Consider the following 24,136-nt stretch of genomic DNA (forward strand, 5'->3'; position numbering starts at 1 on the left):
AGCGGATCGAGCGGCGCGCATCGGTCCAGTCTCCGGACAGCCAAAACGTGACCATTTTCAGCCACCCAAGGCCTTCAAGACATGTGCGTGTCGTCTGTACGCTGCCGCGCGTTAACCGGAGCGCATACTTCCCCCGCCGACCTTGGAGTGACCGCAGTTGCCCACACCCCTGTCCAGCATCCCGGCCAGAGCCCTGGTCGCAGCGCTCCTGGTCGCAGCCTTCTGCGCTCAAGCCGTGGCCGCGCTGCGGCCGAATGTCCCGCTGCTGCTGGCCTCGACGGTCATGTCCCTGGCCGTCGAGGGCGTGATGTACCGCTGGCAGCGCGGCATGCTCTCGGTGTTCGCCAAGTCGCACGCGGACATCACCGTGCGGCATGTGCTGCGGGACCTGCTGCTGGTCGTGGCCCTGCTGCGGCTCGGCGAGCAGCAGCGCGAGACGCTGTACACGCCGCTGGTCGCGGGCCTGCTCGCCTTCTACGCCCTGCACTGCGCGATCCAGGCGGTCTCGGTGCTGGTCCGCCGCACCCGCACCCTGCCGGTGGTCACCCGCAACATCGACGCCTCCGCCCTGCGCCTGTCCCCCGCCCCACCGGTCCTGCTGCGCCGCCCCGGCGACCGTCTGCTGGTCTTCGGCCTCCCGGCCACGGCGGGCCTGCTGGCCACAGCCGCCACCGACGACCCGCGCTGCGCCGCCCTCGGCATCGCCCTGTCCCTGGCACTCGCCCTGCTGGGCCTGTACGACCTTCTCGTACGGCTGCTGCCGGGCCGTCGCCCGGCGGGCGAGCGCGAGACGCTGGAGTGGCTGGACGCCTGGCTGGCGGAGTACCGGCCGACGGTCGGCCTGTACTTCTCCGGCGGCGCCTCCTCGGCGTACCAGGCGAACATGTGGCTGGAACCGCTCGCACAGCTTCAGGGCCGTCCGCTGATCGTGCTGCGCGAGCGGTTCATGGTGCCGAAGATCGGCCCGACCGACGTCCCGATCCTGTGTCTGCCGAAGGTCTCCACGCTGATGCGCCTGGAGGAATCCTCGCTCCAGGTCCTCATCCACCCCTCGAACTCCGGCAAGACCTCCCAGGTCCTGCGCATCCCCACGCTCAAGCACACCTTCGTCAACCACGGGGAGAGCGACAAGCTGTCGTCCTGCAACCCGTACGCGAAGGCCTACGACGAGGTGTGGGTCGCCGGGCCTGCGGCACGGGAGCGGTACGCGCTGGCCGAGGTCGGCGTCGAGGACAAGGACGTGGTGGAGATCGGCCGCCCGCAGCTGGACGCCGTACGGCCGTACGAGGGCGCCCCGGCCGGCGCGCGGACGACCGTGCTGTACGCGCCGACCTGGGAGGGCTGGGACGGCAACCCGGGCAACACGTCGGTGATGGAGGCCGGCGAGAACCTCGTCCGGGCGCTGCTCGCGGACCCGGGCGTGCGGCTGCTGTACAAGCCGCATCCGCTGACGGGGTCGGTGGACCCGCGGGCGGGGGCGGCCGATCTGCGGATCCGTGAGCTGATCCGGGCGGCGAGCCGGGAGCAGGCGGCCGAGCGGTCGCGGGACACCGGGGAACTCGACCTTCGTACAAGGGAGTTGGACCGGCTGACCACGACCGCGGTGCGGGGGGGCGCCGATCAGCTCGAGCGGATGCTGCTCCAGGGGGAGCCGGAGCCGGGGCGGGCGGACGCGGTGGCGGCGGCCACAGCGGCCTGGGAGGAGGCGTACTGGGCCTCGCTGCCCGAGGCGGAGCACCAGGTCGTGACCGATGCGCGGCCCACGCTGTACTCCTGCTTCAACCGGGCGGATCTGCTGATCAGCGATGTGTCGAGCGTGATCAGCGACTTCCTGGCGAGCGGGAAGCCGTACGCCGTGGCGAACACCAGCGGCCTTGCGGAGGACGTGTTCCGCAAGGCCTTCCCGACGGTGCGCGCGGCGACCGTGCTGACGCCGGACGCGGCCGGGGTGCCGGACCTGCTGGAGACGGTGCGGCACCCCGAGAAGGACGAACTGGCAAAGGCGCGGGCCGAGTTGAAGCGTCACCTGCTGGGGCCGGACGAGCCGGCGTCACAGGAGCGGTTCAACGAGGCCGTGCAGGCGCTGGGTTCGGCGGCCTGCGAGCACCGGGCCCGGATGGCGGAGCGGCTCGCGGCGGAGGTCGCCACGGAGATCCCGGACCAGCGCCGGTCCGCTACGCCGCCGCAGCCCGCCCACCCGGCGTAGCACCGCCGGAGGACCGCAGCACCCGGCGCGCCTTGCGCACCGCACGCCGCAGGAACGAGTCCGCGCCGCCCTCCCGGTAGCCGGGGTAGGCGCGGGCCTGGCGCGGTTCGGCGAGGTACACCGCGTCGGGGATCCCCGCCGCCGTGTCCCGGAAGTGCGGGTAGGCGAGGTAGACCCGGCGGCCCTTCTTCTCCAGGAGGGCCGCCGGCTGCTTCTTGGCCTTGACGAACTCCACGACGGGCAGCAGGAGTTCGGGGCGCTGCTCGGCGACCAGGTGCAGCCGCAGCCGCTCGTCGACCTTGAGGCGGCGGGCGATGCCCGGCGTCCAGTAGGCGTCCATGAGGGGCTTCGCCAGTTCGAGCTTGTGCCGGCGGACCTTCTCGCTGTCCTTTGCGTACTTGGGCCCGAACTGCGGCAGCAGGGTGATGAGGAAGGGCCGGAGCAGGAGCAGCTCGCGGCGCTCCCCCGCGGGCACGTGCTCGGCTATCAGGTTCATCAGGGCGCGCGCGGAGTCGAAGCGCAGGGCGTAACCGCCGCTCTTCGTCACGTGCTTGCCGTCGTCGCGGCCCACCAGGTAGTAGCAGGTGTAGTCGGCGATCACGGAGACCCCGTCGGCCCGCAGATAGGCCTCCATCGTGAACAGCGCGTCCTCGCCGGTCCACAGGGACTCGTCGAAGCGCATGTTGTGCCGGGTCAGCAGGTCGCGGCGGAACAGCTTCTGCGCGCTCAGCGTGAACTTGATGTTGGAGGAGAAGACGTCGGTCCGCTCCAGCGTCTTGCCCCACATGGACTTCGGCGCGGTGCGGTTGACGCCCTCGATGCGGCCGAGCACCACGTCCGTGCCGCATCGGTCGGCCATCGCGACCATGCGCTCAAGGGCCTCGGGGCCCAGCCGGTCGTCGGCGTCCAGGAAGAAGACGTAGCGCCCGGTCGCCTTGCCCAGTCCGACGTTGCGCGGGCCGCTCGGGCCGCCGGAGTTCTCCTGCCGGATGACGGTGACCTGCATGGGCACGCGTGCCGCGAACTCCTCCAGGCACTCCCCCGTTCCGTCCGTGGAACCGTCGTCCACCGCGATGACCTCGATGCGCCCCGGCTCGATGGTCTGCGCCTCGACCGAAGCCAGGCACTCGACCAGGTACGGCATCGCTTCGTACGCCCCGATGATCACAGTCACATCAGGCTGCGTGACGGTCACGTTTCCCCCTTGTCAACGGGATATTTCCCCCGTATCGCCTCATTCGCTACCTGATAGACGGCTGGGCATTGCAAGCGGTTGCCTCATCGGCCTGTTTTGGTGAGCCAGTTCACATCGCGAACTGACATGGACTCACGGTATTCGGGAAACGTAAGAGGCCCGCGAGAGCAGTGCGAACGGCGCGTCAGAAAACGGCTCGGCCCCCGAGGATTCGCTCCTCGGGGGCCGAGCCGTTCGTGCGGTGTGCGAGTCAGGCCGTCAGGTCGTCCCCGGCCACCGACACCCGCTGCTCGGGCAGGGCCGCCGCCCGTGACTCCTGGCCGACATTGCGGGTCTCGGCCTTGATCGCGAGGTTCGACACCGCGGTGTTGAACTGCTCGATGGACGTCGGCTCGTCCGGTCCCAGCAGGTACCGCTTGAGGTCGCCGCGGTCCTCGGCCAGCGGGTCGGCCGCCGGGTCGCGTACGGCATCCAGCAGCTCGCCCAGCTCGCCCGCGCTGTTGGACAGGATCGTCGCCGCGCGTACCGCGGTGTTCGCCCGCTTGAACTCCTCCACGCCCAGCTCGGCGGAGTCCGTGACGGCGTACGGCTTGCCGCTGGCGATGAAGTCCGAGACCACGCTGGAGATGTCGGAGACCATCGCGTCGGAGACGTTGAAGCAGTCGTACAGACGCGGCTCGGCGCCCGTGATGACGCGGTGCTCGTGGCTGCCGAAGGAACGCCAGTACTCGGTGTTCCACTCGGCGCGCAGCCGGGCGATCTCCTCGTGCCGGGCGATGTCGACCAGGCCGTCACGAGTGGCTTCGGCCTCGTCGCCCCCCTTGCCGTTGCCCTTGCCGTTGCCCTTGCCGGACAGCTCGGCGAGACGGGCCTCGATCCGGGTCAGCTCGGCCTTGGCGAGGGTCTGCGCGGCGGCGTCGGCCAGGAAGCGCGGGTCGGTGACGCGCTCGGCGGCGGCCTGCTCGACCAGGGCGGTGATCCGGTGGTGCGCGGCGCCGGCCTCCTTGCTGACGGTGCCGGTGAAGGGGTGCGGCTTGTACAGGACGCGGACCGGCGGGTCGGCCTTGACCAGCTGGTTCACGATGTTCTCGCCGGCCAGCACGATCGAGGTGTTGCCGGGGTTGCCGTCCCAGCCCTCCCAGGTCGGGGCGTAGAGAACCGTCGGGATCCGGCCCTCGGGGACACCGCTCCAGCCCTGGATCGGCGCCAGCTGCGGGCGGCCGACCTCGACGATGTCGTCGTCGCGGACGCCGACGTCGGCGATGGCGTAGCGGTCACGGCCCGCACGGCCGGCGGTCCACACCTCGTCGTAGACCTTGCTGTACGGGTTGACGCTGGCCAGCTTGTCGCTGTCGCCGTGGCCGATGAAGACGTGCTTCATGGTGGGGACGCGCAGCAGGTGGATGTTCTTGCCGACGTTCGCCGCGTACAGGGCGACGCGCACGTTGGTCAGGTCCAGGTTCATCAGGTGCACACCGCCGGGCACACAGATGACGGGGACCGTGGTGGCCGCCATGTTGTTGAGGATGACCCGCTCGCGCAGGATGATCAGCGGCTTGGAGTCCAGCTGCTCCATGGTCTCCAGCCACATGTTGAGCTGGTACGCGGAGTCCTTGGAGCCGGAGAAGTACAGCACCGTCTCGGGCCGGTACTCGGCCAGCCAGTCGTCCACGGCGGCCAGGACCCTCTCCGCGTTCGGGGGGACCTTCGCGCCCCGCACGTACGGCACGAGCGCGAGCACGTACAGGCAGCCCAGGCCCACGGTGATGCCGATGCCGACGAAGCCGGCGACGGCCGACTCCAAGGAGGCCGAGACGAGGATGCCGGCGACGGCCGCGAGGTCGAGGTGCAGCATCTTCTCGGCGGAGCGGTGCATCAGCCGCCGCGGCGGGGCGTCCGGGATGCGGATGCGCGAGGCGAGGTCGACGTTGCGGGTGGCGACCGGCATGCGGCGGCGGTTGCGGATCAGGGTGACCAGCGCGCCGTGCGGGGCCTGAAGGCCGTAGAAGGCGATGAAGCAGGCGATCGCACCGTAGTAGATCAGGTCGTCCGCGAGGCCGAGCCGGGCCAGCAGCAGGATCAGCAGCAGCTGCCTGATCAGGAAACGGATCGACAGACCTGCCCGCACCTTGCTCAGGCGGTTGACCAGATAGCTGCCCTTGCGGTGCAGATAGTGGTCCGCCAGGTACGTCACGGCGGCCGCGGCCGCGAAGGCGGGAACGCTCGGGACGAGCGCGGCCAGCATGAGTGCCGGGAAGCCCAGCATCATGAGGGCCGCCGCGGCCAGCTCGGCCGCGCTGCCCACCCGGGCGACGCGAATAGCGGTGGATATCACGGAGAACCTGCTCAGGGAGAGGGGCCGGTCTGAAGGAGTGCAGAGAGAAGGGGCGAAGGACTCAGGCCCCTGTGAATTCTTCGTGAACGAAGAAACGCAGAGGCCTGAATTCCATAAGGCTATTAAATCTTGATTATGCCATGCCGTCCTGGCGGTCCAGCACACTGGCCAGCGCCTGCTCGAAGCCGGAGGCCTGACCTGCGGACGCCGTCGGGTCCTGCTGGCGGACGTCGATGACATGGCCGGTCAGCTCGGAAAGCAGCACGTCGAGGGACGTGCGGGCGACTGCCTCGGAGGAGAGCAGGCTGCCCGAGGGCTCCTGGCCGAAGGCCTTGGTGCGCATCGGGGTGGCGGTGCGCTCCGGGTTGATGCAGTTCACCCGAATGCCGTCACCGGCCCACTCGTCGGACAGGGCCTGGGTGAGGTTCACCATGGCCGCCTTGGTCGAGGAGTACAGGCTGTACTCGGCGCGACCGCGGGTGTAGCTGCTGGAGGTGTACAGCAGCAGCTGGCCGTTGGTCTCGGACAGGTACTTGTACGAGGACCGCGCGATCTGCACCGGGGCCAGGTAGTTGACCTTCAGCGCCTCCTCGATGGTGGCGTTGTCGGTCTCGGCCAGCTTGCCGATGCGCAGCACACCGGCGGTGTTGACGACGTAGTCGATCCGGCCGGTCTCCGCGTACGCCTTGGACAGCGCGTCGTCGACCTCCTCCGGGTTCTCGACGTGCGTGCCGGTGGTGGAGCGGCCCAGCGCGTACACCTTGGAGCCGTAGGACTCGGCCAGTTCGGCGATGTCCTTGCCGATGCCGTAGCTGCCGCCGAAGACGACGACGGTCTTGCCGGTCAGCAGCTCGCGGTAGGTCTCCTCGCTCACCTGCTCGGGCGTGGCGGTGGAGGCCAGCTGGAAGAGCTTGTCGGCGATGAAGACGTCGACGGGCTGGGTGACCTTCATGTTGTACTCGTCGCCCGCGACGACGTGGATCGGCACGTCCGGCAGGTACTTGAGCACGACGGAGCAGTCGTCCGTGGCCTGGAAGTTGGGGTCACCGGCGGCGACCTCGTAGGCCCGCTTGATCGTGGACAGCTTGAAGGCCTGCGGCGTCTGGCCGCGGCGCAGCCGGGAGCGGTCCGGGATCTCGGTGATGAACTCGCCGTCCTCGCCGTGCGTGCGCGTGACGATGATGGTGTCCGCGGACGGGATGGCGACGTCGACGGCCTGGAAGCGCTCCAGCGCCACGACACAGTCGTCGATCACGCGCTGTGACAGCAGCGGGCGGACGGCGTCGTGGAACAGGACGTTCAGGTCCTCGCCCTCGGCCAGGCCCTCACCGAGGGCCTCGATGGCCCGCTCGGTCGTCTCGTTTCGCGTCGAGCCGCCTTCGATGATCTTCTTGACCTTGGTGAACCCGGCCTTGGCGACGATCTTCTCGATGTCCGGCACATAACCGGGCGCCATCAGCACGATGATGTCGTCGATCGAGTCGGCCTTCTCGAAGGTGGTCAAGGTGTGCTCTATGACTGCCTTGCCGGCGATCTTCAGCAGCTGCTTGGGGATCGACAGACCCACCCGCTGACCGGTGCCACCGGCCAGGATCACTGCGGTGGTACGGGGCTTGGCTATGTGCTGGGACACAGGTGACCTACCTTGTGGCGACTGGGAACTTGGAAATGGTCCCACTTGTGGTTACCGCAGTGCAAGGTGAGCGTCCCCGGCTGCATATGTGCGCGCAACCTGTCATTCACCTTGTACGCATGGTCATTGCCGAGGGGCCCTCCGGGGGTTCCTGGTAATTGCTGTGAGTAACCGCACAGGTTGCGGCCGAGGGATCAGCGAAGCCGCAGCCGCTTCAGGCAGCGATGCCCGAGTACCCGCACGAGCTCTCCCGACGACGTCTGGTGAACCGTGCGCGACTTGGCGGGCGCGGTGTGCCGTACGGGCGCGGCGGCGGCCGCGGCGAGGGCTCCGTACAGCGCCTGCGCGGCGGCCTCGGGGGCGATGCGCGGCTGTGCCTCGGTACGGGTTGCGGGCTTCGGTACGGCGGACAAAAGGCGCATGTCACCGAGGACCCGCACACTCATCACCCCGATACGTTCCGCCATCTCCGCACCGATCTCGGCGGCGGCCTCGACGGCCCACTGCGGGGTACCGATCTTCACATCGCCGGGACCTGGAGCGCACGTGTTCTTCATATGCATCACGGCGCCGTTCCGGACGAGCTGTGAATACAGCTCCTCGGGCAGTTCATTGGCGCGGAATTCCCTATTAAGATTCCGCAGCATTTCGGTCTCGGCGAGGGTGAGCGAACGATTCGCCGCGTCCGGAACGAGGCGCAGCAGACCTTCCGGCAGCCCGAGCAGCGCCTCGAAGGTGCGCATCAGCCCCTCCCGGTCACGGTCGTCCACCACGACGACGGTGACCCGCTCCGCTCCGACCACCCGGGCCCACCGCTCGACCAGCCGGTCGTGCCGGTGCCGGCGCCAGAAGCTGGGGTTGGGCTTCTCGTACGGCGGCTTTCTGAGCATGTGCTCCAGCCAGTCCTGATAGCTCATGCGCAGGCCGTTCTGCACGTACTGCTGCCACTGCGAGGGCATGATCCGCGCGAGGGGGCGCAGCGTGACCAGGACGTGCACGCGGTCGCCGCCGAGCTGCCCGACGATCCGCCCGATGGTGTCGTCGTCGGGCGCGTCGGCGAAGAACTCGCTGCTGAGCACGGACGTACGCCGGCCCGTGGCGCGCACCCGCTCCAGCAGCCGTTCCCAGTGCCGCTCGGTGGGCGGGGTGTCCCCCAGCATTTCGGCGCGGGCGCAGGCGGCCAGAACCGCCTCCATCGGGTGCCGGGTGGCGGCCGGCCACTCGACCCCGTGCCGTGCCATGTCGTCCTTGGCCGCGAACAGCGCGCCCTGGATCGAGGTGGTGCCGGTCTTGTGGGGGCCGATGTGCAGCAGGCGGGTGCCGGTGGGCAGCGGGGTGATGACGCCACCGTTGCCCCTGGGTTCGTCTCTCGTACAGTCCGTCTCCATGGTCAGAGGACGGTAAGAGAGCTTGCTAAGAGTGCCCTGAGAGCGGCCTGGGACGAGGATGAGTCCCAGGCCCGTCCCAGCGGCTAGACGACCTCGACGCCCGGCCGCCCCGCCTCGACCCGCAGCCGTGCCAGCGTGCTCGGAGTCGCCGTCTGGCTGCGTACCGTGTCCACGACCCTGACCTGTGCGTCGATGCCGTCACGGCGGACGTCGAAGAGGTGGTAGCCGCGGTGGGCGTCGAGCAGCTTCCAGTGCGGGTTGTCAGGCACGCGCGGGTCCCACTCCTTGTGGAACGCGGCCTGATCCTGGTCGCCGTTGCTGGAGATGGACGTACCGACGAACTCGGCGCCGACGACGTCGGAGTCCGGGTCGGCGTAGTCCTCCTTGAGGTCGCTGATCATCGTCAGATGGCGGTCGCCGGTGAGGACGACCGGGTTGCGGACGTGCTTCAGCTCCTCCATCAGGGCGTTGCGCTCGGCCTGGTAGCCGTCCCAGGCGTCGTAGAACCAGAGCTTGCCCGGGCCGACCTGGAGGTCGGTCTCGGCCATCATGATCTGCGAGCCGATCATGTTCCAGCGGGCCGGCGAGTGCCGCAGCCCGTCGATCAGCCACTCCTTCTGCTCAGCGCCCAGCATGGTGAGCGACGGGTCCTGGGCCGCCTCCTGGGTCTTGACCTGGTCGCTGCGGTACTGGCGGGTGTCCAGCACGCTGAGCCGGGCCAGGCGGCCGAACTCCAGTCGGCGGTACATCTGGATGTGCGGGCCGTTCGGGATGGCGCTCGCCCGGACCGGCATGTGCTCGTAGTACGCCTGGTAGCCGGCGGTCAGCCGGGCCACGAAGGCGTCGTGCGACTGCTTGTCCGGGTCCTGCGGGATCTCGCCGGCGAAGTCGTTGTCGATCTCGTGGTCGTCGAAGGTCACCACGAAGGGCGCGTTCGCGTGCATCGCCGCGAGGTCCGGGTCGGTGCGGTACTGGGCGTACCGGTTGCGGTACTGGACCAGGCTGTACGGCTCGCCCGTGCCCTCGTGCCGGCGCACGCCCGTCGACGACGGCGTCGACTCGTAGATGTAGTCGCCGACGAACAGGACGAAGTCGGGGTCCTGCTCCAGCATGTCGGCGTACGGCGTGAAGTAGCCGTGCTGCCAGTTCTGGCAGGAGGCCAGCGCCATGCGCAGCCGGCCGCCGGAGCTGTGGGGGTGCGGCGCGGTGCGGGTGCGGCCGGTCGGCGAGATCTGGCCGCCGGCGCGGAAGCGGTACCAGTACGTACGGCCCGGGCGCAGCCGCCGTACATCCACGTGAACGCTGTGCCCCAGCTCGGGCCGGGCCTGGGCGACACCGCGGCGCACCGGTTTGCGGAACCGCTCGTCCTCGGCGAGCTCCCACTCGACCGGGACGGCGGCGTCGGGCATCCCGCCGCCGTTGAAGGGGTCGGGGGCGAGCCGCGTCCACAGCACGATGCCGTCGGGCAGCGGGTCGCCGGACGCCACGCCGAGGCTGAACACGCCGTCGGGCAGCGGGGTTTCGGCGGCCCGGGCGGAGGTCGGCAGCCACAGCTGGGCGGAGGCCGCGGCGCCGAGCACGGCTGCTCCGGCGGTCAGGAAACGGCGTCGGTCGGGGGACACGGATCTGTACTCTCCGGTCATCGGCGAACTCCCTTGCCTCGCTGGCCTCTTGGACACTTCGGATGCTCACGCCCGAGGGCGGCCCGTCCGCTGAACTGCGAGCTTCGCGTGCATGACAACTAGGGAGACAACAGAAGACCCGCTGCGAGCACGGCAACGCGCCTTTGCCGCAACGGGTCTGTCGGTCGGTCAGTCGGTCAATCCCCCTCGGTCAGTGATTGAACCCGGAGCCCAGCTTCGCGTTCGCCGCGACCGTGCCGAGGGTCCCGGCCCCGAAGGTGAACGAGCCGGTCGGGGTGATGCCGGCCGAGGTGGACCTGAACACCCAGACGGATCCGGCGTTCGCGTTCTCCCCCGGCGCGCCGACGACGAGTTCCGCGCGGCCGTCGTGGTTCGCGTCCACAAGGTGGGTGGTGCGGCCGAAGGCGTCGTTGGTCTCCGCCGCGCCCGGCACGCCGACGGTGCTCTGGTTGACGCCCTTCGCGCCGGCGCCGGTCGGACCGCTGGCGCCGCCGCGCAGTACGACGGCGCCGCCCGCGTTGCTCAGCCCGTCGAAGTCCTCGCCGGGCACGCCCGTGGAGATGTCGGCGTACCCGTCGCCGTCGACGTCGGCGACCGAGATGTCGGAGCCGAACCCGTCGCCGCGCTCGGCGGCGCCGGGCACTGAGGCGCTGTCCTGGTTGACGTACGTCACCTTCGTGCCGACCGGCCCGTTCGCGGAGCCCGGTATGAAGGCGACCCGGCCGCCCTTGGGGATCGGGGTGTCGAGGTCGCTGTCGTAGCCGTCGACGGGCCGGCCCACCACGATGTCCTCGTAACCGTCCCCGTTCACGTCACCGAGGTCGAGGGACTCGCCGCCCTGCACCCGCCAGTCCCTGCTGTCGCGGAGCACGATCCCCTCGGCGAGCCCGTCCGGCGTGCCCCGCCAGTAGGTGACGCGGCGGGCGTCATACTCGTCGCCGTCGTGCATGGTCCCGACGACGTCGTCGATGCCGTCGCCGTCGACGTCGCCGGTGGCCAGGTCCAGAAAGCGGGGGTCGGAGTCGTCGACGACGATCTGCTCCCCGCCGCTCGCGGACCCGTCCCGCCCGAAGGGACCCTTGACAACCCGCAGTTTGTACAGGCTCTCCACGACGACGAGGTCCGTCGCCCCGTCGCCGTTCACATCGCCGAGGGTGAGCTGCCCCTGGTCGCTGAGCCGGTCGTAGGTGTGGTGCCCGTACGCCAGCGGCGCCCCGCCCGACAGCCCCCTCGGCCCGCCCCAGACGACCTGCACGAGCCCGGTCTCGGCGCCCCCTTCGACCGAGTCCTCACCCGCGACGCCGACGACGAGATCCGAGTACCCGTCCCGGTCGAGGTCGGCGCTGCTCACAGCGCTGCCGAACCGGTCGTCGGTCTCGGCGGAGTCGGTGACGCCGGGGGTGTTCTGGCTGACGACCTGCTTGGAGGCGGTCTTCAGCCCACTCGCCGACCCGTACAGCACGGCGACGTATCCGGCCTTCGACTTCCCGTCGACGGTCGCCTCGGGCGCCGCGACGGCGAGGTCGGAGTAGCCGTCGCCGTTGAAGTCGTCGTGCAGCTCGGCGGCGGCCGGCGCGGGACCGGCCCCCGCGTGCGCCGCCGGGAGGACGACGGCGCCGGTCACGGCCATGACAACCGCGAGGCCCCTGCGGAGCGTGCCACGGTGCTTGTTCATGTCGCTTTCTCCTGTGTCGCGTTCGTACGGGGATGTGGTCGCCGTCAGTCGGCCGTCGAGGCTCCGAACAGGGCCCCGGTCGCGGGCAGGCCCATGGTGGCCGAGCCGAACGAGAAGGAGCCGCTCGCCGTGATGCCGCCGGAGGTGGCCGAGAGGACCCACAGGGAGCCGTTGCCCGCGTTCTCGGCCGGGTCGCCGACGACCAGGCCGTCCTTCTTGTCACCGTTGCCGTCGACGAGGGCGCTCTCCGCGCCGAACCGATCCGCCTTCTCGGCGGTGCCCGGCACCCCGGCGGTGTTCTGGCTGAACGACCTGTATCCGCTCGCGGTCAGCCCGCTCGCGCTGCCTCGCAGCACCAGCACGGTGCCGGCGTCGGTGATGCCGTCGAAGTCCTCGCCGGGCAGCCCGGTCGCGACGTCGAGGTAGCCGTCGCCGTTGGTGTCACCGACGGACAGACCCGAGCCCATGCCGTCGTGGTACTCACCGGCACCCGGCACACCGGGGCTGTCCTGGTTGATCCACACCGGCTTGCGGGTGGTGGAGACGCCGCCGGATCCGCCGTACACCACGATCAACGCGCCGCCCTTGGTGGGGAGTTCGACGTCGCTGTCGTAACTGTCGTTTGAGTGGCCGACGACGATGTCGGCGTACCCGTCCTTGTTCAGGTCACCGATCTCGATGTCCTCGCCACCGATGATGCGGCCCTGACCGTCCTTGAGTACGCCCTTGTCGGTGAAGCCGCCGGGCCCGCCGACGAGCAGCGACACCACGCGCGAGTCGGGCTCCTCGGTGGAGGTGCTGCCCACGGCCAGGTCGGCGATGCCGTCGCCGGTCACGTCACCGGCCGCGATCAGTCCGAAGAAGCTCATGCCGTCGGGGTCGACGGTGAAACGCTCGGCGCTCGCCGAGCCGCCGTCGCGGGTGAACGGACCGCGCAGCACACTGCCGTCGCCCTGGCCGAGCTCGTCGCCGTACGGGTCGCCCATCATCGTCACATCGGGGTTCTTGTCCCCGTCGACGTCCGCCACGGCGAAGGCGCCCAGGCTCGTGGCCGGTATGTCCCGAAGGAAGGTCGGCTCGGCGGAGAGCCCCTTGGGCCCTCCCCAGTTGACGACGACGAACCGTCCTTCGTAGCCGCTCAACGGGCTCGACCTCGTGGTCGACAGCAGGTCGGCGTATCCGTCCCGGTCGAGGTCGGCGCTCTGGAGAGCGGAGCCGTACTCGGTCCGCGCCGGTGAAACTCCCGTCCGGCTCGACCAGGTCAGCACCTGCTTGCGCGAGGTCGCCAGACCGCTCGACGAGCCGTACAGCACGCTGACGGCCCCGGCCTTCGTCTCCCTGCCGAGCGCGGTGCCCGGGGCTCCGATCGCCACGTCGGGATACCCGTCACCGTTGAAGTCGTCATGCAGCCGCTTGCTGCTCGGCGCTGCGGTCGTCGCCTCCGTGGCGGCGTTCACGGCGGGGACCACCAGTGCACCGGAGAGGAGCGCGACGCCGGTGGCGAGCGCCAGGCGTCTGCGGCGGGACAGGAGGGTGCGGCGGTGGGAACGCGAGGGCACGGCAACTCCGACGGTCGGAAAGGCGGTTGGAGTGCGTGACGAGGTCCAAGATCCTCATCCACGACGCCCAGTACGACTCACCGGCATGCCGGGTGGTTGCCCTCGGATACCCCGGGAATTTTCCCGCCGTTCACCAATTCGGCCAGTGCCGAGTTCGGGCACGACAACGCCGGGGCGCCTCTCGGCACCCCGGCGTCCTCAGAACCGGCTGTCTCAGAACGGCTTGAAGTCGTCGAACTCCTGCGCCGCCTCATCCCGTTCGGCATCCTTGTCCCGCCGCCGCTGCGCCGCAGGCCTCGGCGCCTCGAAGCGGTGGTCCTCGCCACGGCGGCCCAGCATCTCGGCCCCGGCCATCAGGGTCGGCTCCCAGTCGAAGACGACCGCGTTGTCCTCGGGTCCGATGGCGACGCCGTCCCCGGAGCGGGCGCCCGCCTTCATCAACTCCTCCTCGACACCGAGCCGGTTGAGCCGGTCGGCGAGGTACCCGACCGCCTCGTCGTTGTTGAAGTCGGTCTGGCGCACCCAGCGCTCGGGCTTCTCGCCCCGCACCCGGAACAGCAGCTCCCCGCCGGCCTCCTCGCGCGTCACGGTGAACCCGGCGTCGTCGACCGCCTTGGGCCGGATCACGATCCGCGTCGCCTCTTCCTTCGGCTTCGCGGCCCGCGCCTGGGCCACCATGTCGGCCAGCGCGAACGACAGCTCCTTCAGCCCCATGTGCGCCACCGCCGACACCTCGAAGACCCGGTATCCCCGAGCTTCCAGGTCCGGCCGCACCATCTCGGCGAGGTCCTTGCCGTCCGGTACGTCGATCTTGTTCAGGACGACGATGCGGGGCCGGTTGTCCAGCCCGCCGTACTCCCGCAGCTCCGCCTCGATGATGTCCAGGTCGGAGACGGGGTCGCGGTCGGACTCCAGCGTCGCGGTGTCCAGGACGTGCACGAGCACGCTGCACCGCTCGACGTGGCGCAGGAACTCCAGGCCGAGGCCCCGGCCCTGGCTCGCGCCCGGGATGAGCCCCGGCACGTCGGCGACGGTGTACACGGTCGAGCCGGCCGTCACCACGCCGAGGTTCGGCACGAGGGTCGTGAAGGGATAGTCCGCGATCTTCGGCTTGGCGGCGCTCAGCACGGAGATCAGCGAGGACTTGCCGGCGCTCGGATATCCGACCAGCGCCACGTCGGCGACCGTCTTCAGCTCAAGGACGATGTCCTGGAGGTCCCCCGGCACACCGAGCAGCGCGAACCCCGGCGCCTTGCGTCGCGCCGACGCCAGCGCGGCGTTGCCGAGACCGCCCCGGCCGCCCTGCGCGGCGACGTACGACGTGCCGTGCCCGACCAGGTCGGCGAGCACATTGCCCGCCTTGTCGAGCACCACGGTGCCGTCGGGCACCGGCAGCACCAGGTCCTGGCCGTCCTTGCCCGACCGGTTGCCGCCCTCGCCGGGCTTGCCGTTCGTGGCCGAGCGGTGCGGTGAGTGGTGGTAGTCGAGCAGCGTGGTGACCGACTGGTCGACGGTGAGGATCACGTCCCCGCCGCGCCCGCCGTTGCCGCCGTCGGGCCCGCCGAGCGGCTTGAACTTCTCACGGTGGACGGAGGCACAGCCGTGGCCTCCGTTACCCGCGGCGACATGCAGTTCGACGCGGTCCACGAAGGTGGTCATCCGGGTGCCTCCAGCACTTCAAAAACGTACGGGTATGTCTCTGCTGTAACACGCGAAAGGCGGACCCGCCTTCCCACCTGGGAAGTGAGGTCCGCCTCGCGAATCGTTCGGTCGAAGCCGTGAAGTCAGAAGACTCAGGCGACCGGAACGATGTTCACGACCTTGCGGCCACGGCTGGTGCCGAACTCCACCGCACCCGGCTGAAGCGCGAACAGCGTGTCGTCGCCGCCGCGGCCGACGCCGGAGCCAGGGTGGAAGTGGGTGCCGCGCTGACGGACCAGGATCTCGCCCGCGTTGACGACCTGACCGCCGAAGCGCTTCACGCCGAGGCGCTGAGCGTTGGAGTCACGACCGTTACGGGTGGACGATGCGCCCTTCTTGTGTGCCATTTCTCCTCAGTCCCTTACTTCGCAGCCGCGGGGATCTCAGTGACCTTGATCGCCGTGTACTGCTGGCGGTGGCCCTGACGACGACGGTAACCGGTCTTGTTCTTGTAGCGAAGGATGTCGATCTTGACGCCCTTGTGGTGGTCCACGACCTCGGCCTGGACCTTGATGCCGGCCAGCACCCACGGGTCGCTGGTCACAGCGTCGCCGTCGACAACGAGCAGGGTCGAGAGCTCGACCGTGTCGCCAACCTTGGCAGTGGAAATCTTGTCAACCTCAACGATGTCGCCGACAGCAACCTTGTGCTGGCGACCACCGCTGCGCACGATGGCGTACACGCGGATCTCACTCTCTCGCTCGGGAACGGCACCCCCGCAGTCCAGCCACCCGACAGACGGGCGGCCTCTCCGGGACACCGTGTGCTCCGGAGGATGAGGTTTACGGGGATGTGGCGTGCCTATATCTACGGACACGCCGACGGTCAAGGTTACGGGGCGGTGGCCGAGGGGGTCAAACCGGGCCGGGCCCAAGCGGAGTGCGGCCGGTCACAGGGACCGGCCGCACCTCACTGGTTGGTGAGCATCACCCGTCGGTGAGCGTCACTCGTCGGTGGCGGCGGAGACCGTGGTCTTCTTCGCCGTCGACTTGGCCGCGGCCGTCTTGGCGGTCTTCGCCGCCTTCTTGACGGTCGCCTTCTTGGCGGCCGTCTTCTTGGCCGCGGTCTTCTTGGTGGCGGCCTTCTTCGCCGTGGCCTTCTTGGCCGTCTTACGGGCCGTCTTCTTGGCCGGAGCCGCCTCCTCGGCGCCCTCCTCCACGGCCGGGGCCTGCGCCTCGGCCGCCGGGACGACCAGGACGGCCGCCTCGTCGGACGCGGTCGGCGCGGTGGCCTTGCGCACGGCACGGCGCCGCGGACGGGCCGGAGCGGCGCTCTCGGCAACCGCCTCGGCGGGAGCCTCGACAGCCTCCTCGGCCTTGACCGGAGCCTCGGCCGGGCTCTCCCCGACCGTCACCACGGCGGCCTCGGCCCCCGCGGGCGACCCGGCGGGCGCGGACACCTTGCGGGTGGCGCGACGGCGCGTACGACCCTTGGGCGCAGCCTCCTCGGCCGCCGGGGCCTCAGTCGACACGACCGCGTCCTCCACAGCCGCCGGCTCGGCCTTCGCCTGCGCGGCCGGCTCCGGCTGCACCGGACGCTCGACCTCCTCGGCGACGGTCACGTCCTGAGCGGTCGCAGCCGCCTCCGCCTTGCGCGGCGCGCCCGCCGGAGCCGACACCCGCCGGCCCCCACGGCGCCGCGAACGACCACCGCGTACGGCGGCCTCCGCCTCGGCGACGCTGCTGTACAGCTCCTCGTCCGCCGCGAAGGCGGGCTCAGCGAGCGCGGCCGGCTCGGCGACCTCGGCAGCGACCTCGGCCTCGGTCTCCGCCTCCTCCTCGGCCGTCTCGACGGCGACGGACGCCTCGTGCACGTGCTCAGGACCGGCACCGGCACGCGCACGCTTCTTGCGCTTGCCACCGCCGCCGCCACCGACGGCCGTCGGCTGCTCCATGTGCACGATGACACCGCGGCCGTTGCAGTGGACGCAGGTCTCGGAGAAGGACTCCAGCAGACCCTGGCCGACCCGCTTGCGGGTCATCTGCACGAGCCCCAGCGAGGTCACTTCCGCGACCTGGTGCTTCGTACGGTCCCGGCCCAGGCACTCCAGCAGGCGCCGCAGCACCAGGTCCCGGTTGGACTCCAGCACCATGTCGATGAAGTCGATGACGATGATGCCGCCGAGGTCGCGCAGCCGCAGCTGACGGACGATCTCCTCCGCCGCCTCCAGGTTGTTCCTGGTGACGGTCTCTTCCAGGTTGCCGCCCTGGCCGGTGAACTTGCCGGTGTTGACGTCGACGACGACCATCGCCTCGGTCCGGTCGATCACCAGCGAACCGCCGCTGGGCAGCCAGACCTTGCGGTCCAGCGCCTTGGCGAGCTGCTCGTCGATCCGGTACGTGGCGAAGACGTCGACCTCGGACGTCCACCTCTGGAGCCGCTCGGCCAGGTCGGGCGCGACGTGCGAGACGTACCCGTGGACGGTCTGCCAGGCCTCGTCACCGCTGACGACGACCTTGGAGAAGTCCTCGTTGAAGATGTCCCGGACGACCCGGACGGTCATGTCCGGCTCGCCGTACAGCAGCGTCGGCGCGTTGCCGTTCTTGGCCTTCTTCTGGATGTCCTCCCACTGCGACTGCAGCCGCTCGACATCCCGGCGCAGCTCGTCCTCGCTCGCACCCTCGGCGGCGGTGCGCACGATGACGCCCGCGTCCTCGGGGACGATCTTCTTGAGGATGGTCTTCAGCCGCGCCCGCTCGGTGTCGGGCAGCTTGCGGCTGATGCCGGTCATGGAGCCCTCGGGGACGTACACGAGGTAGCGGCCCGGCAGGGAGACCTGGCTGGTCAGACGCGCACCCTTGTGGCCGATCGGGTCCTTGGTGACCTGCACGAGGACGGACTGGCCGGACTTCAGGGCGGCCTCGATGCGCCGCGGCCCGTTGGCCATGCCGAGCGCCTCGAAGTTGACCTCACCGGCGTACAGGACGGCGTTGCGCCCCTTGCCGATGTCGATGAAGGCGGCCTCCATCGACGGCAGCACGTTCTGGACCTTGCCCAGGTAGACGTTGCCGACGTACGAGGTCGACTGCTCCTTGTTGACGTAGTGCTCGACGAGCACGTTGTCCTCGAGGACACCGATCTGCGTACGGTCGCCGTGCTGGCGGACCACCATCACGCGCTCGACGGCCTCACGGCGGGCCAGGAACTCGGCCTCGGTGATGATCGGCACGCGGCGGCGGCCCTGCTCACGGCCTTCCCGGCGGCGCTGCTTCTTGGCCTCCAGACGCGTGGAGCCCTTGATGGACTGCACCTCGTCGGACGGCTCGGCACCCCTTTCCCGCGGGGGACGGGGCTCGCGGACCTTGACGACGGTGCGCTCGGGGTCGCCGTCGCCGGGCTCGGAGTCGACGCCGGAGTCACCGGCGCGACGACGACGGCGGCGACGGCGACGGCTGCTGGAGCTGGAACCGCCGTCCTCGCCCCGGGCGTCGTCCTCGTCCTCTTCCTCCTGCTCGGCGGTGTCCTCGGCGTCCTGGTCGGCCTGCGCCGCGGCGACATCCTCGCCCTCGTCACCGCCCTCGGACTCGGAGTCCGCGGACTCGCCGCGACGACGACGCCGGCCACCACGCCGACGGCGCCGACGCGAACCGGTCTCCTCGGTCTCGTCACCCTCGGCGACGTCCTCGGCCTCCGCCTCTTCGGCTTCCTCGGTCTCGTCCTCGGCGGCGGTCTCGACGCTCTGGGTCTCGGTCTCCTCGGCGAAGCCGCCACGGCGGCGGCGACGGCGCCTGGACGCGCCGGCCTGCTCCTCCGGGAACTCCTCGACGTCCTCGGTCTCCGCCTCCGCGGCGGCCTCGGCGGCGGCGCGCTGGGGCGTCTGGAACTGCGGCTCGGTGAACACGGGCGCCTGGAACACGGCCATGGCGGGACGCGCGGGGCGCGGAGCCTCGTCGGACTCGGAGGCGGCGGACTGAGCCGGCGCCGCGAACCCGGTGGCGGCCCGCTGGACGACACGGCGACGGCGGCGCGGGGCGGCCTTCTCATCGGCGGGAGCCTCGGCAGCGGGGGCCTCGGTCTCGGCACCGGACGTCACGGGCGTCTCGGCGGGAGCCTCGTCAGCGGCGGCCTCGGAGGGCTCGGAAGCCTCGTCGGCACCGGTCGGCGCGGTCACACGCCGCGTGGCACGCCGACGCGTACGACGCGGGGCCGCCTCGGCGGTCTCCTCGGCGTCTGCGGTCTCCTCGACACTCACGGGTGCCTCGGCGCTCTCGTCGGCCACCTCAGAGGCAGCGGCCTCGTCGGCACCGGTGGGCGCGGTCACCCGCCGCGTGGCACGCCGACGCGTACGACGCGGGGCCGCCTCGGCGGTCTCCTCGGCGTCCTCGGCCGGGGCAGCAGACACTTCAGCGGCCGTTTCGGCGACCGCAGTCTCAGCGGCCTCCGTCTGCGCGGGAGCACCGGCGGGCGCCGACGCCCGGCGCACGGCACGGCGACGCGTACGAGACGGCGCCGTCTCCTCGGCCTCCACGGCACTCTCGGTCGCAGGCGCGCCGGCGGCTTCCTCGCTCGCCTGCTCGGCCACGGATGCGGCGGCAGTCACCGGCACCACGGTCTCGGCGGCCTCGGCAGCCGCCGGCGATGCGGTCGGCGCGGACGCGCGACGCACTGCGCGCCGACGCGTACGACCGGCAGGGGCGGCCTTTGCCGTCTCCTGCGTCTCTTCGGTCTCCTGGGTCTCTTCGGTGTCTGCGGCCTCAGAAGTCGCCTCGGCCACGACGGCCACGACGGCCTCGATGCCGTCCTCGGGCTTCTCGGCCTCTTCGGTCAGTGCCGCGACATCGGCGGCATCGGCGACCGGTATGGCCGGCTCGACGACCTCTGCGGGCTGCGTCTCGTTGGCGGCCGTGGGCGGTCCCGCCGGGCGGGACGCGGCACGACGCCGACGGCGCGGCGGCAGGGTGTCGCTGGGAGTGTTCAGTTCGGAACCCTCGGTGGGTTCGGTCGGTTCGAGCATGCGGGCGTTTCTCCCGTCAGGCTCCCGGGCGCCGCGCCTGGTCCGGCGGCATGCCGGTGACGTCCGCGGCTCGCGCGGTGCGCGACTGCCGCCGTCCGGGGCGCGGGCGCCGCACGGGAGCTCTCTGTGTCCTGTCTCACCGGTTCCGTACGCCGAATGCGTACGGCCTGGCGAAAGTCTTGTGGTCGGTGCGCTGCCCGACCCAGGTGGCTCCCGAGTACGAGGGCGGCGCTTCGACGTACGTCCCTACGCGGAACCTTCCTTACGCCGGCGCCGTCGCGGCGGCAGCGGGCTCGGCCTCGGTTGGGGCCGTCGCTGCCTCGCGGTCGGGCGCGAGCGGGTCGGTCACCGTGCCTGTCTCTTCATCGAACAGCCCCTGCGCCAGCCTGGTCACCGCTGCGGGGACCGGCGGCGCCAGGTCGGCCACGGCGCGGAGACCGGACAGGACGTCGTCGGGTCGTACGGCAGGCGTCACGTGCCGAACAACCAGCCGCAGTATCGCACAGGCCTGGTCGGTCGGCCTATCAGCCGTTTCACTCTGTGTTTCAAGTTGTACGACAGCGGGGCGGGCGTCGAAGGTACGGACGCCGTTCTTGGTCATCCGCTGGACCTCGACCGCCTCCGCGGCATTGAACGCCGCCACGGCCCGCTCGGCCTCGGCCGGCTCCACGCCGGCCAGCCGCAGCTCCCACACGGAAGCGGTGAGCCGGTCGGCGAGCCCCGAGATCCGGGCCTCGACCGCGTCGACGATGTCGAGGCCGGTGGGCAACGACTCGTCGAGGAGAACCCGCAGCTTCTCGGGATCCCGCGCCACGGTGAGCGCGATCTCCAGATACTCCGCCTCACTGCCCGTGCCGGTGGGTGCGGCATTGGCGTACGACACCTTCGGATGCGGCGTGAACCCCGCCGAGTACGCCATCGGCACCTCGGCACGGCGCAGCGCACGCTCGAAGGCGCGCTGGAAGTCACGGTGGCTGGTGAACCGGAGGCGGCCGCGCTTGGTGTAGCGCAGTCGGATGCGCTGCACCGCGGGTGCGGGCGGCGGGCCTTCGGGCTGTCGCTTGCCCAGTGTCGTTCAGTCCTTCGTGAGAGCGGTCGTACTGCTACCAAGAGTACGTGTCTCGCGGCCGCGAGGTTCCCGCCCGGGCACCGCTTCACGCTCCCGAGGCTCCCCGAACAGCATCCGCCGGAAGTCGGCGCGCGCCTGTCGTACGGATTCTTTGGCGGAGGCGATGGCCTGCCGGGTGGTGCGGCCCACGCTGCGCGCGGCTTCGGCGACGGGCCGCAGCACCGTGTCCCGGACGACGTGCCCGATGGGCGTGAGCACGGTCCGGTAGGCCCACCGCATCGGCTCGACGAAGATCCACCGGAACAGATTCGCGAGGAACCGCCCGACGGCGAGCGAGATCCGGCCTGCGACCCGCCAGGCGTGCCCGAGCGCGTCCCGGATCTCCCGGCCGACGACGGCGAGCGCCCGGCCGACGGGGGCGAGGATCCACCGGTACAGGGCCAGCGCGGGCAGCACCAACAGCACGCGCGCGGTCCAGTACAGGGCGATCCCGATGCCGGTGGCGACGGTGCTCACGAGCCACGCGACGCCCTTCGCGCACCAGGCGACGGCATGGCCGACCGGCGTGAGGATCCACTCGTACACCCACAGGGCAGGGATGACGAGGAGGTACCGCGCCAGCCACGCCACCGCGCCGAACGCGCCGAGCCCGACGGCGGCGAGCACCGCGCCGAGCCCCCTGAGGACCCACATCACGGCGTGCCCGAGAGGAGTGAGCACGCGCGCGTACAGCCATGTCAGCCCGGCCCCGATGCCCCGCGCCACCCACGCGCACGCGTGCCCGACGGGAGTCAGGACGTACCGGTAGAGCCACACCAGGGGTATGACGACGAGCACGTTCCCCAGCCAGGCGAGCCCCTTGGCCACGGGCACGACGACGTACCGCCACAGCGCCACGAACGGCCACACGAACACCGCCCGGCCGAGCCACAGCAGCGCCCGGCCCACCGGCCGGAACACCGTGTCGTTCAGGAACCGCCCGCCGACGACGAGCGCGTCCCACACCATCCGCACCGGCACGACCAGCACGAGCACCACGATCCGTACGGGCACCCGGATCGCGACGGCAAGGCACCCCTCAGGCGCTGGGTGCTGCTGCCTGGGCGGTGGCTTCTCAAGGTCCATATCCGTGTAGACGCCAGAGCCACCTGTCCGGATCCCGCTGTACCCCACAACCATCCACCGCCAACCATGTACGGACCCCTGAGAACAACCCCCGGGAACAACACCCCGCCCGAGGCCGGACGTTCGCATTGCGGGATGCGCGGAGCGGGTTGACAGTGGATTCACAGGCCCGGGTCGGCCCACAGTTGATGCGGTACAACGCCCAGCGCATCTGGAACCATCATGGCCAGAACCACTCGGCGGTACGCCTTCCACAGGGTCCACGTATCCCTCCTGACCGCGGCACTCGCGGTGCCGGCGGGTCTGACGAGTGCGGTGGCAGCGCAGCAGACGCACTCGACGCACAGCGCGAGCAGGCCCTACGCACCCGCTCGGACGACACCATCCGCTGCGTCCACGCCGCCCTCGACGCCGCCCGGCCCGACGACGACTCCCCCTCCTACGCAGCCGACCACCACGTCGACCACCGCACCGACCGAGTCCGCTCCGACCGATGCGACAGATTCGGGCGGCACGTCGACGACTGATCGGACGTCAGGTACGGCCACCGAGGGCGAGGAGACGACCGGGCCCCCGCCGGAGCAGACGCAGGCGGTCGAAGAGGTGACGGCGGCTCTGAACGAGAGGCGGGAGGACGTACCCGAGGAGCTCACGTCGTCCGTCGACACCCTGACCGCCGTACTCCGGGCAGTTGAAGAGCCGGACACGTCACCCCAGGACAGACAGGCGGTCACCGACAGCGCGCAGGACGTGGACTCGACGCTGAAGGTCATCAGCGACGACGGCACCCCCGGCAAGGTGCGGGAGCAGCTGACCGCGCTGGTGAAGCAGGTGACGGCCACGCTCAAGGCGGGCCAGGAGACGGATGTGCGGCCCGAGGACCGGTCCAGGGTCTTCCTGGTGGTGAAGCGGACGACTCCCGCTTTGAAGATGGTCGGCGATCCCGAAACGCCCCCGAAGCTGCGGGGGCAGGCGAAAACGCTCATCAACAACGTGAACAAGGGGGCGGAGCAGAACCAGGGCAGTGGAGAGGAAGGCCTCGCAACGCTGTGGACGAGCTCGGGGGCGGAGCCCCTTGCCGACCCGGACATACCGAAGGGGCTGCGGGAGGACGTCGGGGAGGAGTCGACGCGGGTCAGCAAGCACATCAGGCAGGCCAGTGACCCCGAGTCCTCGCCTCAGGAGCGGGACGAAGCCCGGCAGGAGATGAGGGAGGGGACGGCCCGTATGAGGGATGCGCAGGAGGAGGCCGCCGCGGCTCGGGATCGGCCGGACGCCTCGCTCGGGAAGGCCGCCGAGGTGTGCACCAACGCCATATTCGCAGCCGTCCAGGAACGGAAACTCTCGAAGGGGCTGAAGGATGTGACTCCCCAAAGCTGGGACAGCGCGGGAGTCAAGGACTTCTGGAAGGCCAGCGACGAGGGAAACGACCTGCTCGACGTCCGCGCCCAGTTGCAGAACGACGAGCACACCCACGCCCCCTTCGAGGTCGCGCGGCTCATCACCAACCTCGCCGAAGTCGTGCCGCAGAAGGATCTGACCGTAACCCTCGCGGGAAAGCCGGCGGCCCACTGCAAGCAGACCGCTGTGTACCTGGATCGGCAGGGCATCACCGCGGGAGACTGGCTCACGACCCAGGACTGGTGACCGGAG

General features: G+C 70.5%; 15 protein-coding genes. 2 read left to right on the forward strand and 13 right to left on the reverse strand.

Annotated features, from left to right (window positions below; translation table 11 throughout):
- Positions 1-157: 157 nt before the first annotated feature.
- Positions 158-2,206, forward strand: coding sequence for a hypothetical protein (locus EAO75_RS35225; protein WP_147999214.1), 2,049 nt, complete (start codon positions 158-160; stop codon positions 2,204-2,206).
- Here EAO75_RS35225 and EAO75_RS35230 read toward each other — a convergent pair.
- The 13 genes from EAO75_RS35230 to EAO75_RS35290 form a co-directional block, all read right to left on the reverse strand.
- Positions 2,175-3,401, reverse strand: coding sequence for a glycosyltransferase family 2 protein (locus tag EAO75_RS35230; RefSeq protein ID WP_147999215.1), 1,227 nt, complete (start codon positions 3,399-3,401; stop codon positions 2,175-2,177). The two genes, EAO75_RS35225 and EAO75_RS35230, sit on opposite strands and share 32 nt — an antisense overlap.
- 250 nt (positions 3,402-3,651) lie before the next feature.
- Entirely contained in the window at positions 3,652-5,736 is a 2,085-nt protein-coding gene (locus EAO75_RS35235; RefSeq protein WP_261989560.1) for a CDP-glycerol glycerophosphotransferase family protein, read from the reverse strand.
- Positions 5,737-5,869: 133 nt separating this feature from the next.
- The gene (locus tag EAO75_RS35240; protein WP_147999216.1) at positions 5,870-7,369 is read right to left on the reverse strand and encodes a bifunctional cytidylyltransferase/SDR family oxidoreductase; all 1,500 of its coding nucleotides are present in this window, start codon (positions 7,367-7,369) and stop codon (positions 5,870-5,872) included.
- Positions 7,370-7,563: 194 nt separating this feature from the next.
- Positions 7,564-8,757, reverse strand: a complete 1,194-nt coding sequence (locus EAO75_RS35245; RefSeq protein ID WP_147999217.1) for a hypothetical protein — start codon at positions 8,755-8,757, stop codon at positions 7,564-7,566.
- Positions 8,758-8,840: 83 nt separating this feature from the next.
- Positions 8,841-10,400: an alkaline phosphatase D family protein gene (locus tag EAO75_RS35250; RefSeq protein WP_147999218.1), complete on the reverse strand. Its 1,560-nt coding sequence runs from the start codon at positions 10,398-10,400 to the stop codon at positions 8,841-8,843.
- Between the two features lie 190 nt (positions 10,401-10,590).
- Positions 10,591-12,075: an FG-GAP repeat protein gene (locus EAO75_RS35255; protein ID WP_147999219.1), complete on the reverse strand. Its 1,485-nt coding sequence runs from the start codon at positions 12,073-12,075 to the stop codon at positions 10,591-10,593.
- Between the two features lie 44 nt (positions 12,076-12,119).
- Complete coding sequence (locus EAO75_RS35260) at positions 12,120-13,634, reverse strand: FG-GAP-like repeat-containing protein (RefSeq protein ID WP_147999220.1); 1,515 nt, start codon at positions 13,632-13,634, stop codon at positions 12,120-12,122.
- A gap of 213 nt (positions 13,635-13,847) precedes the next feature.
- Positions 13,848-15,293, reverse strand: coding sequence for a GTPase ObgE (obgE, locus tag EAO75_RS35265; protein WP_147999221.1), 1,446 nt, complete (start codon positions 15,291-15,293; stop codon positions 13,848-13,850).
- 134 nt (positions 15,294-15,427) lie between these two features.
- Positions 15,428-15,682: a 50S ribosomal protein L27 gene (gene rpmA, locus EAO75_RS35270; protein WP_007492765.1), complete on the reverse strand. Its 255-nt coding sequence runs from the start codon at positions 15,680-15,682 to the stop codon at positions 15,428-15,430.
- A gap of 14 nt (positions 15,683-15,696) precedes the next feature.
- Positions 15,697-16,017 carry a 50S ribosomal protein L21 gene (rplU, locus tag EAO75_RS35275; protein WP_007381993.1) on the reverse strand — a complete coding sequence of 107 codons (321 nt, stop codon included), beginning with the start codon at positions 16,015-16,017 and terminating at the stop codon, positions 15,697-15,699.
- A gap of 261 nt (positions 16,018-16,278) precedes the next feature.
- Positions 16,279-20,289 carry a ribonuclease E/G gene (locus tag EAO75_RS35280; RefSeq protein WP_147999222.1) on the reverse strand — a complete coding sequence of 1,337 codons (4,011 nt, stop codon included), beginning with the start codon at positions 20,287-20,289 and terminating at the stop codon, positions 16,279-16,281.
- Between the two features lie 262 nt (positions 20,290-20,551).
- Complete coding sequence (locus EAO75_RS35285; RefSeq protein ID WP_147999223.1) at positions 20,552-21,316, reverse strand: TIGR03936 family radical SAM-associated protein; 765 nt, start codon at positions 21,314-21,316, stop codon at positions 20,552-20,554.
- A 48-nt stretch (positions 21,317-21,364) separates the two neighbouring features.
- Entirely contained in the window at positions 21,365-22,483 is a 1,119-nt protein-coding gene (locus tag EAO75_RS35290; protein ID WP_147999224.1) for a hypothetical protein, read from the reverse strand.
- 222 nt (positions 22,484-22,705) lie between these two features.
- On the opposite strand from EAO75_RS35290, the gene EAO75_RS35295 reads away from it, so the two are divergent.
- A complete protein-coding gene (locus EAO75_RS35295) occupies positions 22,706-24,130 on the forward strand; it encodes a hypothetical protein (protein ID WP_147999225.1) in 1,425 nt (474 codons plus the stop codon).
- Positions 24,131-24,136 lie beyond the last annotated feature (6 nt).

The sequence above is a fragment of the Streptomyces sp. UW30 genome (genome assembly GCF_008042075.1).
Lineage (GTDB): Bacteria > Actinomycetota > Actinomycetes > Streptomycetales > Streptomycetaceae > Streptomyces.